General features: G+C 73.9%; 9 protein-coding genes and 1 pseudogene. 8 read left to right on the plus strand and 2 right to left on the minus strand.

Annotated features, from left to right (window positions below; translation table 11 throughout):
• Window positions 1–58 precede the first annotated feature (58 nt).
• The 3 genes from ACRYR7_RS11520 to ACRYR7_RS11530 are packed head-to-tail and all read left to right on the plus strand — an operon-like array spanning window position 59 to window position 3,697.
• On the plus strand, window positions 59–985 hold the full coding sequence (locus tag ACRYR7_RS11520; protein WP_432572232.1) for an ABC transporter permease: 927 nt from the start codon (window positions 59–61) through the stop codon (window positions 983–985).
• Window positions 978–1,937 (plus strand): ABC transporter permease, encoded by a 960-nt coding sequence (locus ACRYR7_RS11525; protein WP_432572233.1) that lies wholly within the window; start codon window positions 978–980, stop codon window positions 1,935–1,937. The genes ACRYR7_RS11520 and ACRYR7_RS11525 overlap by 8 nt, the downstream gene beginning before the upstream one ends.
• Window positions 1,937–3,697, plus strand: a complete 1,761-nt coding sequence (locus ACRYR7_RS11530; RefSeq protein WP_432572234.1) for a dipeptide ABC transporter ATP-binding protein — start codon at window positions 1,937–1,939, stop codon at window positions 3,695–3,697. The genes ACRYR7_RS11525 and ACRYR7_RS11530 overlap by 1 nt, the downstream gene beginning before the upstream one ends.
• On the opposite strand, the pseudogene ACRYR7_RS11535 reads toward ACRYR7_RS11530, so the two are convergent.
• Window positions 3,695–4,408, minus strand: a pseudogene (locus tag ACRYR7_RS11535) (VIT1/CCC1 transporter family protein); the annotation flags it as partial. The gene ACRYR7_RS11530 and the pseudogene ACRYR7_RS11535 overlap by 3 nt on opposite strands.
• A 76-nt stretch (window positions 4,409–4,484) precedes the next feature.
• On the opposite strand from ACRYR7_RS11535, the gene ACRYR7_RS11540 reads away from it, so the two are divergent.
• From ACRYR7_RS11540 to ACRYR7_RS11555, 4 genes are all read left to right on the plus strand, one after another.
• Window positions 4,485–4,649 (plus strand): hypothetical protein, encoded by a 165-nt coding sequence (locus ACRYR7_RS11540; RefSeq protein WP_432572235.1) that lies wholly within the window; start codon window positions 4,485–4,487, stop codon window positions 4,647–4,649.
• Window positions 4,650–4,826: 177 nt separating this feature from the next.
• Complete coding sequence (locus ACRYR7_RS11545; protein WP_432572236.1) at window positions 4,827–5,468, plus strand: DUF3105 domain-containing protein; 642 nt, start codon at window positions 4,827–4,829, stop codon at window positions 5,466–5,468.
• A 4-nt stretch (window positions 5,469–5,472) separates the two neighbouring features.
• A complete protein-coding gene (locus ACRYR7_RS11550) occupies window positions 5,473–6,216 on the plus strand; it encodes a DUF305 domain-containing protein (protein WP_432572237.1) in 744 nt (247 codons plus the stop codon).
• On the plus strand, window positions 6,213–6,623 hold the full coding sequence (locus ACRYR7_RS11555) for a (deoxy)nucleoside triphosphate pyrophosphohydrolase (protein ID WP_432572238.1): 411 nt from the start codon (window positions 6,213–6,215) through the stop codon (window positions 6,621–6,623). The genes ACRYR7_RS11550 and ACRYR7_RS11555 overlap by 4 nt, the downstream gene beginning before the upstream one ends.
• On the opposite strand, the gene ACRYR7_RS11560 is transcribed toward ACRYR7_RS11555, so the two are convergent.
• The gene (locus tag ACRYR7_RS11560; protein ID WP_432572239.1) at window positions 6,620–8,245 is read right to left on the minus strand and encodes a BCCT family transporter; all 1,626 of its coding nucleotides are present in this window, start codon (window positions 8,243–8,245) and stop codon (window positions 6,620–6,622) included. The genes ACRYR7_RS11555 and ACRYR7_RS11560 overlap by 4 nt on opposite strands.
• Window positions 8,246–8,449: 204 nt before the next feature.
• On the opposite strand from ACRYR7_RS11560, the gene typA reads away from it, so the two are divergent.
• Window positions 8,450–10,342 (plus strand): translational GTPase TypA, encoded by a 1,893-nt coding sequence (gene typA / locus ACRYR7_RS11565; protein WP_432572240.1) that lies wholly within the window; start codon window positions 8,450–8,452, stop codon window positions 10,340–10,342.
• The last annotated feature ends 48 nt before the right edge of the window (window positions 10,343–10,390 follow it).

Genomic DNA, 10,390 nt, shown 5'->3' on the forward strand with positions numbered 1-10,390 from the left:
CCCGACCGCTCGACCGGGGCGGCGCTCGTGCCGGCGCCCCGCCCCGAGGAGGCCCCGCATGGCTTGGTACGTGGGGCGCCGTCTGCTGCAGATGGTGCCCGTCTTCTTCGGCGCGACGCTGCTCATCTACGCGCTCGTCTTCCTGCTCCCCGGCGACCCCATCGCCGCCCTGTTCGGCGACCGCGGCGTCAACGAGGCCACCGCGGCGCGGCTGCGGGAGCAGTACCACCTCGACGAGCCGTTCCTCGTGCAGTACCTGCTCTTCATCAAGGGCGCGCTGAGCCTCGACTTCGGGCAGTCCTTCACCGGCCGGCCCGTCATCGACCTCATCGCCGGCGCCTTCCCCGTGACGATCAAGCTGGCGCTCGTGGCGCTGGCCGTGGAGGCCGTCTTCGGCGTCCTCTTCGGCTTCCTCGCCGGCCTGCGCCGCGGCGGCTGGTTCGACTCCACCGTCCTGGTCGTCAGCCTGGTCGTCATCGGCATCCCGGTCTTCGTCCTCGGCTTCGTCGCCCAGTTCCTCTTCGGCGTGAAGTGGGGGGTCGTCAACCCCACGGTCGGCTCCGACCCCGGGCTGACCGACCTGCTGCTGCCGGGCGTGGTCCTGGGCGCGCTGTCCTTCGCCTACGTGCTGCGGCTGACCCGCAACTCGGTGGCCGAGGGCCTCAGCGCCGACCACGTGCGCACCGCCACCGCCAAGGGCCTCTCGCGCCCGCGGGTGATGACCGTGCACGTGCTGCGCAACTCGCTCATCCCCGTCGTGACCTTCCTGGGCACCGACCTGGGCGCGCTCATGGGCGGCGCCATCGTCACCGAGGGCATCTTCAACGTGCCGGGCGTGGGCAACCTCGTCTACCAGTCGGTGATCCGCGGCGAGGGGCCGACCGTCGTCTCGGTCGTCACCATCCTCGTCATGGTCTACCTGCTCGCCAACCTCGCCGTGGACCTGCTCTACGCCGTGCTGGACCCGAGGATCCGCTATGCCTGACCGCCCCACCGCCGCCGTGCGCCCCGGGCAGGAGCACTACGTCGCCCCCCTGGAGGAGACGCCGCTGGCCGCCGTCGACGCCGTCGACGAGCAGGCCCCGCCCACCAGCCTGTGGGCCGACGCCTGGCGCCAGCTGCGCCGGCGCCCGCTGTTCATCGTCTCCTCGCTGATCATCCTGCTGCTGGTGGTCGTGTCGCTGTTCCCCTCGCTGTTCACCTCGGTGGACCCGCGCTTCGCGGAGCTGACGCGCTCGCTGGAGGGCTCGGCCGAGGGGCACCCGCTGGGCTTCACCCAGCAGGGCACCGACGTCTACTCGCGCCTGGTCCACGGCGCCCGCGCCTCGGTGAGCGTCGGCGTCATCGCCACCGCGCTCGTCGTGCTCGTCGGCGGCGTGCTCGGCGCGCTGGCCGGCTTCTTCGGCGGCTGGCTGGACGCGGTGCTCAGCCGCTTCGCCGACATCTTCTTCGCGGTGCCGCTGCTGCTGGGCGGCATCATCCTCATGCAGATGCTCGACGACTTCCGCAACAGCTTCTCCGTCGCGCTGACCCTGGCGGTCTTCGGCTGGCCGCAGGTGGCGCGCATCATGCGCGGCTCGGTGCTGCAGGTGCGCTCCAACGAGTACGTCACCGCCGCCACGTCCCTGGGCCTGGGCAGGCTCAAGGTGCTCGTGCGCCACGTCGTGCCCAACGCCCTCGGCCCGGTCATCGTCGTGGCCACCATCTCGCTGGGCACGTTCATCGCCGCCGAGGCCACCCTGTCCTTCCTGAACATCGGCCTGCCGCCGAGCACGGTCTCCTGGGGCGGCGACATCAGCCGCGCGCAGACCACCCTGCGCACCGACCCGTGGGTGCTGCTGTGGCCCTCGATCGGCCTGTCGGTCACCGTGCTCAGCTTCCTCATGCTCGGCGACGCCCTGCGCGACGCCCTGGACCCGAAGGGCCGGACCCGCTGATGCCCGCCTCCGACGCCGCCGACCAGAGCGCGCGCGAGCCCGGCCGCCCCGCCGGCGACCCCGGCCGGCCGCTGCTCGAGGTGCGCGACCTGCACGTGGACTTCACCTCCGGCGGCCGGGCGGTGCACGCCGTGCGCGGGGCGAACCTGACCGTCTACCCCGGCCAGACCGTCGCGGTCGTCGGCGAGTCCGGCTCGGGCAAGTCCACCAGCGCCCAGGCCGTCATCGGGCTGCTGCCCGGCAACGGCCGGGTCGTCGGCGGGCAGGTCCTCTTCGACGGCAAGGACATCGCGCACGCCTCCAAGCGCGAGTTCGTCGAGCTGCGCGGCAAGCACATCGGCCTGGTGCCGCAGGACCCCATGTCGAACCTGAACCCGGTGTGGACCATCGGCTTCCAGGTGCGCGAGGCGCTGGCCGCCAACGGCCTGGCCAGGGGCCGCGCCGCCAAGCAGCGCGCCGCGCAGCTGCTGGCCGAGGCCGGGCTGCCCGACGCCGACCGCCGCGCCAAGCAGTACCCCCACGAGTTCTCCGGCGGCATGCGCCAGCGCGCCCTGATCGCCATCGGCCTGGCCTCGCGCCCGCGCCTGCTCATCGCCGACGAGCCGACCTCCGCGCTCGACGTCACCGTGCAGCGCCAGATCCTCGACCACCTCGACGGGCTGACGCGCGAGCTGGGCACCGCCGTGCTGCTCATCACCCACGACCTGGGCCTGGCCGCCGAGCGCGCCGAGCACCTGGTGGTCATGTACAAGGGCCAGGTCGTGGAGTCCGGGCCCGCGCTGCAGATCCTGCAGGACCCGCAGCACCCCTACACCCAGCGGCTCGTGCGCGCCGCCCCCTCGCTGGCCTCCCAGCGCCTGCGCTCGGCGACGCAGCGCGAGCAGGTCACCGCCGCCGCCGCCGAGCACGCCGCGCAGGCGCACGCCGCGGCCGTGGCCGGCAGCGACGTCGGGGTGGAGCAGACCCGCAACGTCATCGAGGTCGAGGACCTCACCAAGGTGTTCACCATCCGCGGCTCGGGCCCGCGCGGGGAGAAGCTCAAGGCCGTCGACGGCGTCAGCTTCGCCGTGCGCCGGGGCACCACGACCGCCGTGGTGGGCGAGTCCGGCTCGGGCAAGTCCACCGTGGCGCAGATGGTGCTGAACCTGCTGCCCGCCACCTCGGGCACCGTGCGCTTCGACGGCGTGGACATCACGACGCTGGACGCGCGCCAGCGCTTCGACTTCCGCCGCCGGGTGCAGCCGATCTTCCAGAACCCCTACGGCTCCCTGGACCCCTCCTTCAGCATCTTCCGCACCATCGAGGAACCGCTGCGGGTGCACGGCACGGGCGACGCGAAGTCCCGCGAGGCGCGCGTGCGCGACCTGCTCGACAAGGTCGCGCTGCCGGCGGGCACGATCCGCCGCTACCCCAACGAGCTGTCCGGCGGGCAGCGCCAGCGCGTGGCCATCGCCCGCGCCCTGGCGCTGAACCCCGAGGTCGTCGTGTGCGACGAGGCCGTCAGCGCCCTGGACGTGCTCGTGCAGGGGCAGATCCTCACCCTGCTCAACGACCTGCAGGCCGAGCTGGGGCTGACGTACCTGTTCATCACCCACGACCTCGCCGTGGTGCGCCAGATCGCCGACGACGTCGTCGTCATGCAGAAGGGCCGGCTCGTCGAGTCCGCCACGACCGACGAGGTCTTCCGCAACCCGCGCCAGGAGTACACCCGGGCGCTGCTGGAGGCCATCCCCGGCGGGAGCATCGAGCTGGGCGTGTGAGGTCGCGGCGCCGACCAGGTGGCCGATCGCGGAGGTCACCGCCATCGCCAGCAGGCCGCCGCCGACGTTGCGGGCCACCGCGCGCGGCACCGGCGCCCCGCCCAGGCGGGCGCTGACCACGCCGGTGAGCACCAGCGCGAGCACGACCGCCACCGCGCACACCGGCACCCGCGCCCGCTCGGGCGGCAGCAGCACCGCCAGCAGCGGCAGCAGGCCGCCGACGGTGAACGCCGCGGTGGAGGCCAGCGCCGCCTGCCAGGGGCTGGTCAGCTCCTCGGGGTCCAGGCCCAGCTCGGCCTCGGCGTGCGCGGCCAGCGCGTCGTGCTCGGTGAGCTCCACGGCCACCCGGTGCGCCAGCGCCGGCGAGAGGCCCTTGGCCTCGTAGATCGCCGCCAGCTCCCGCAGCTCCACCTCGGGCATCTCCGCCAGCTCCCAGCGCTCCTTGGCCAGCAGCGCGCGCTGGGTGTCGGACTGGGTGCTCACCGAGACGTACTCCCCGGTGCCCATCGACAGCGCCCCGGCCACCAGCGCGGCCACGCCCGAGGCCGCCAGCGCGCCGGGGTGGTCGGTGGCCGCCACCACGCCCAGCACGACGCCGGCGACGGAGACCACGCCGTCGTTGGCGCCCAGCACGCCCGCGCGCAGGCGGTTCAGGCGCGCGTCGACGTCGGAGGCGTGCAGGACGGGTTCGTCGGGGTGCGTGTCGACCACGGCGGAAGGGTAGGGGCGCGCCGGGCGGGTCGCGCGCTGCGCTGACGGCGCGCGGCGCCGTGGCTACGCTGGGCGGATGCAGTTCGTCGTCGCACTGACCGTGCTGGCCGTCGCCGCCGGGGTCGCCGTCGTGTACTGGCGCACCAGCCCCCGCCACCGCCTCACCGCCTCCGCGCGGCTGGACCACGGCGAGCGCGCCCGCCGCGCCCGCGAGGCGGCGCGCGCGGGCCGGCACGGCTGAGCGCACCCCGCCGGCTGGCCGCCGACCGGGCCCCGACCGTGCCCCGCGCGGGGACGCGCGGGCCCGTGGCGCAGATCACGCACCCCGCCCCGCCGCGGGGCCGAACCCGCGCGCCCCGCCCGGCGTTGCAGACTGGGAGCGGGCCGCCGCACGGGCGCCCGCGGGGAGAGGGAGTCGATGCCCGACACGCAGGACGAGCCGACCGGCCCGGCCGACGCCGGCCGGCAGGACCGCGCGGCACGGGTGGCCGCCATGCAGCGCGCCGACCGGGCCCGCGCGCGCCGGCGCAAGGTGGCGCTGATCGCCGTGCCCGTGGTGCTGGTGGCCGGCGCCGGGGCGGGGGTGGCCGCGGTCATCGCCGCGCAGCCGGACCCGCCGTCGCTGGAGGCGGTGCGCACCTTCCAGTACACCGCCGGCGCCCACACCGAGGAGCCCGTGCAGTATGCGGAGAACCCGCCCGTCGGCGGCGAGCACAACCCGGTGTGGCAGAACTGCGGCGTCTACGACGCGGCGGTGCCCAACGAGAACGCCGTGCACAGCATGGAGCACGGCGCCGTGTGGATCACCTACCGGCCCGACCTGCCCGCCGAGCAGGTGCAGCGGCTGCGCGAGGCGGTCGAGGGCGACGACTACACGCTGCTCTCGCCGTACCCGGACCTGCCCGCGCCGATCGTGCTGTCCGCGTGGAACCACCAGCTGACGGTCCAGGACGCCTCCGACCGGCGCGTCGGCGCGTTCCTGGAGGAGTACGTGCAGGGCGCGCAGACCCCCGAGCCCGGCGCGCTGTGCAGCAACGGCACGGGGACCCCCACCGGGTGAGGTCGTGACCTCCCCCGCCCCCCGCACCGGCCGCGGGGCGCTGCTGCTGGTGGCCGCCCTGCTGGCCGCGCTCGTGGTCGGCGTGCTGCTCGGCCGGGCGCTGCCCGACGCCCCGGGCGAGCAGTCCGCCGACGTGGGCTTCGCCCGCGACATGAGCACCCACCACCAGCAGGCGGTCGCGATGGCCTACGAGGCGATCCAGACCGCCCCCTCGCCGGAGGTGCGCCAGCTCGCCGTCGACGTCGCCTCCACTCAGGGCAACCAGGTGGGCCGCATGCAGGCCCTGCTGGGGCAGTGGGGCGTGCCGCTGCGCGGCTCCGGGCCGGTGATGGCCTGGATGGAGGGCACCGCCGGGCACGCCGAGCACCTGCGCCAGCAGGAGCAGGGCCGCACCATGCCCGGCATGGCCACCGCCGCGGAGCTGGCGCGCCTGGGCTCGGAGACGGGCGAGGTGTTCGAGGTGGACTTCCTGCAGCTCATGCTGCGCCACCACGAGGGAGGCCTGGAGATGGCCGAGACGGGCGCCGAGCGCGTCGGCGACGAGCAGCTGCGCTCGCTGGCGCGGGCGATCGCCACCAGCCAGCGCAGCGAGTCGCAGGTGCTGACGGACCTGCTCGCCGCCCGCGGGGCGCAGCCGCTGCCCGCCGGCACCGCTGCGGAGACCGGCACGGGCACCGCCGCGGGGACCACCGGAGCCACCGGCGCGGCCACCGACGCGGCCACCGCCGGGGCGGGGGCCGGCGCGTGAGGCTCGTCGTCGGTGCCGCGCTCGTCGACGACCTGGAGCGGCCCGGGGTGCTGCTGGCGGCTCAGCGCAGCGCCCCGCCCGCGCTGGCGGGGCGCTGGGAGCTGCCCGGCGGCAAGGTCGAGCCCGGCGAGCCCCCGCGCGAGGCCCTGCACCGGGAGCTGGACGAGGAGCTCGGCGTGGGCGTCGAGCTGGGCTCGGAGGTGCCCGGCCCGGCGGGCGGGGCGTGGCCGCTGGGCGGCGACCTCGCCATGCGGGTGTGGTGGGCGCGCGTGGTGCGCGGCGATCCCGCGCCGTTGCAGGACCACCGCGCCCTGCGCTGGCTCCCGGTGGGGGAGTGGGGCTCGGTCGACTGGCTGCCGGGCGACGTCCCCCTCGTGGAGCGGCTGCAGGAGCTGGCGCGCGGTTAGCGGCGCGCGCCGGTCCCCCCGGCGCCGGTGACCGGCTGCGGGGCGGCGTCCTGCGGGGCGGCGTTCTCGGCGCCGCTGCGCAGGTCCTTCACGAGGGCCGCGCACAGGCCGATCATCACCACGAGGAACGGTGCGGCCACGATGATCGCCACGTTCTTCAGGGCGGCGATGCCGCCGCCGCCCGCGCCGCCGACCCACAGCAGGGTCGCGGCGGTCAGGCCGGTGAGCAGCGCCCACGCCACCGTGACCCAGCGGTTCGGCTCGTCGGCGCCGTGCGAGCTCAGCGAGCCCATGACGATGCTGGCGGAGTCGGCGCTGGTCACGAAGTAGACGGCGATCATGACCATGACGACGACCGAGCTGATCGAGCTCAGGGGCAGCGAGTCCAGCAGGCTGAAGAACTGGCTCTCCTGCGCCTCGATGCCGGCGATGTCGACGTCCCCGCGCATCTGCGCGTGCAGGGCCGTGCCGCCGAGGACGGAGAACCACACCAGCGCGATGGCGCTGGGCGCGGCGACGACCCCGAGGACGAACTCGCGCACGGTGCGCCCGCGCGAGATGCGCGCCAGGAAGGTGCCCACGAAGGGCGCCCACGACATCCACCACGCCCAGTAGAAGATCGTCCAGCCGGACAGCCACTCGCTGCCGCCGTAGGCGCCGGTGCGCAGCGAGATGCGCGGCAGGGCGGAGAGGTAGTTGCCGGCCGCCGTGGGGGCCAGGTTGAGGATGAAGACCGTGGGGCCCACCACGAAGAGGAACAGCAGCAGCAGCACCGACAGCACCATGTTGGCGTTGGAGAGCCACTTGACGCCGCGCTCGATGCCGCTGAAGGCGGAGAGCACGAAGCAGGCGGTGAGGACCAGGACGATCACGACCTGCGTGCCCGTGCCGATCGCCACGCCGAAGACCTGGTCGAGGCCGCCGTTGACCTGCGCCGCGCCCAGGCCCAGGGAGGTGGCGGTGCCGAAGAGGGTGGCGAAGATCGCCAGCACGTCGATGGCCTTGGCCGGGCCGGGGCGCCCGCGCAGCAGCGGGGCGAAGGGCGCCGAGAAGCCCCCCGTGCGGCCCTTGCGGTACCAGGCGTGCGCCAGCGCCAGGCCGACGACCGCGTAGATCGCCCACGGGTGCAGCGCCCAGTGGAAGAGCGCGTAGATCATCGAGTACCGCTCGGCGTCCTCGGTGAACGGCACCACGCCGGCCTCCGGCGGGGTGCCCAGGTGGGAGATCGGCTCGCTCACCCCGTAGAAGAGCAGGCCGATGCCCATGCCGGCGCTGAACATCATCGCGAACCAGGACGCGGTGGAGAACTCCGGCTGCTCGTCGTCGCGGCCGAGGCGCACCGTCCCGTACCGGGAGAGCATCAGCCACACCGAGAAGCCGACGAAGCCCGTCGCCGCCAGCACGAAGGCCCACCCGAAGTTCGAGGTGAGCCACGCCAGGACGTTCGAGGACGCCGTCGAGAAGCCGTCCGGGACCGCGAGGGCCAGGCCGATGAACGCCAGCACGGCGAGCGCGCTGACGCCGAAGACGACCTTGTCCACCGGGTGGCGGCTGGGACCGGGCGCGGCCCCCTCCGAGGGCGTCGGGGGGGTGAGGGAACCGTGGTGGGCGGGTGCTGACATGGCCCACAGGGTGGCACGCACCGGTCTGCCCGAACCAATCAGCCGTGGCTCGGAAGGACCACCCGCACGGTGTCCGCGCAGGTCAGCGCGTTGATCGCGCCCGCGCGCACCGGTCGGCCGAAGGTGTGACGAAAGAGGGGGGCGGAGCTCTGGCGGTAGACTGGAGCGTCAACCCCCTCACCACGCAGCGGATCGAGAACCAGCATGCCCCTGAGCACCCGCGAGGACCTGCGCAACGTCGCGATCGTCGCCCACGTCGACCACGGCAAGACCACGCTCGTCGACGCGATGCTCTGGCAGTCCGGCGCCTTCCGCGCCAACGCCGACGTCGCCGACCGCGTCATGGACTCCGGCGACCTCGAGCGCGAGAAGGGCATCACCATCCTCGCGAAGAACACCTCGGTCCGGTACGCCGGCCCCGGTGCTCCCGAGGGCGGCATGACCATCAACATCATCGACACCCCCGGCCACGCCGACTTCGGCGGCGAGGTCGAGCGCGGCCTGTCCATGGTCGACGGCGTCGTGCTGCTCGTCGACGCCTCCGAGGGCCCGCTGCCGCAGACGCGCTTCGTGCTGCGCAAGGCGCTGGCCGCGGGGATGCCCGTCGTCGTCCTGGTCAACAAGGTCGACCGCCCCGACGCGCGCATCGCCGCCGTCGTGGAGGAGACCTACGACCTGCTGCTGGACCTGGCCGCCGACGTCGAGGGCATCGACGCCGACAAGCTGCTCGAGGTCCCCGTCGTCTACGCCTCGGCCAAGAACGGGCGCGCCTCGCTGAACCAGCCCGAGGACGGCGGCCTGCCGGACTCCGAGGACCTCGTCCCGCTGTTCCAGACGATCATCGACACCATCCCGGCGCCGACCTACGACCCCGAGACCCCGCTGCAGGCGCACGTCACCAACCTCGACGCCTCCCCGTTCCTGGGGCGGCTGGCGCTGCTGCGCATCTTCTCCGGCGAGCTCGTCAAGGGCCAGCAGGTCGCCTGGTGCAAGCACGACGGCAGCATCGAGCGCGTCAAGGTCACCGAGCTGCTCGTCACCGAGGCCGTCACCCGCGTGCCCGGCGAGAAGGCCGGCCCCGGCGACATCGTCGCCGTCGCCGGCATCGAGGGCATCACCATCGGCGAGACCCTCGCCGACCCCGAGGACCCGCGCCCGCTGCCGCTCATCACGGTCGACGAGCCCGCCATCTCGATGGTCATCGGCACCAACACCTCACCCATGGCCGGGCGGGTCAAGGGCTCCAAGGTCACCGCGCGCCTGGTGAAGGACCGCTTGGAGTCCGAGCTCGTCGGCAACGTCTCCATCCGCGTGCTGCCCACCGAGCGCCCCGACGCCTGGGAGGTGCAGGGCCGCGGCGAGCTGGCGCTGGCCATCCTCGTCGAGCAGATGCGCCGCGAGGGCTACGAGCTGACCGTCGGCAAGCCGCAGGTCGTCCTGCGCAAGGACGAGAACGGCAAGACCCTCGAGCCCTTCGAGAACCTGACGATCGACTGCCCCGAGGAGTACCTCGGCGCCGTCACCCAGCTCCTCGCCGCCCGCAAGGGCCGCATGGAGACGATGACCAACCACGGCACCGGCTGGGTGCGCATGGAGTTCTACGTCCCCTCCCGCGGCCTGATCGGCTTCCGCACCGAGTTCCTCACCGACACCCGCGGCACCGGCATCGCGCACACCCTCTTCGCCAAGTACGACCACTGGGCCGGGGACATCCGCACCCGCCAGTCCGGCTCGCTGGTCGCCGACCGCGCCGGTGCGGCCACCGCGTTCGCGATGACGAACCTGCAGGAGCGCGGGCAGATGTTCATCGAGCCCACCGCCGAGGTGTACGAGGGCATGATCGTCGGGGAGAACTCCCGCGCCGACGACATGGACGTCAACATCACCAAGGAGAAGAAGCTCACCAACATGCGCTCCTCGACCTCCGACGAGTTCGAGCGCCTCATCCCCCCGCGCCACCTGTCGCTGGAGCAGTCGCTGGAGTTCTGCCGCGAGGACGAGTGCGTCGAGGTGACGCCGGAGGCCGTGCGCATCCGCAAGGTCGTCCTGGAGGCCTCCGCGCGCGCCAAGACGGCCTCGAAGGCCAAGAAGGGCTGAGCGGCCCCCTCCCGCCGCGGGGCGGGCGACCCGGGCGCCGGGTCGCCC

Origin of the sequence: Kineococcus gurbantunggutensis (assembly GCF_050871925.1) — a bacterium.
Classification (GTDB): Bacteria; Actinomycetota; Actinomycetes; order Actinomycetales; family Kineococcaceae; genus Kineococcus.

Excerpts from the sequence above, each read along its gene's own strand:
- ACRYR7_RS11540 (WP_432572235.1), top strand. The coding sequence starts at position 4,485 with ATGCAGTTCGTCGTCGCACTGACCGTGCTGGCCGTCGCCGCCGGGGTC.
- ACRYR7_RS11525 (WP_432572233.1), top strand. The coding sequence starts at position 978 with ATGCCTGACCGCCCCACCGCCGCCGTGCGCCCCGGGCAGGAGCACTAC.
- ACRYR7_RS11530 (WP_432572234.1), top strand. The coding sequence starts at position 1,937 with ATGCCCGCCTCCGACGCCGCCGACCAGAGCGCGCGCGAGCCCGGCCGC.
- typA (WP_432572240.1), top strand. The coding sequence starts at position 8,450 with ATGCCCCTGAGCACCCGCGAGGACCTGCGCAACGTCGCGATCGTCGCC.
- ACRYR7_RS11520 (WP_432572232.1), top strand. The coding sequence starts at position 59 with ATGGCTTGGTACGTGGGGCGCCGTCTGCTGCAGATGGTGCCCGTCTTC.
- ACRYR7_RS11560 (WP_432572239.1), bottom strand. The coding sequence starts at position 8,245 with ATGTCAGCACCCGCCCACCACGGTTCCCTCACCCCCCCGACGCCCTCG.
- ACRYR7_RS11545 (WP_432572236.1), top strand. The coding sequence starts at position 4,827 with ATGCCCGACACGCAGGACGAGCCGACCGGCCCGGCCGACGCCGGCCGG.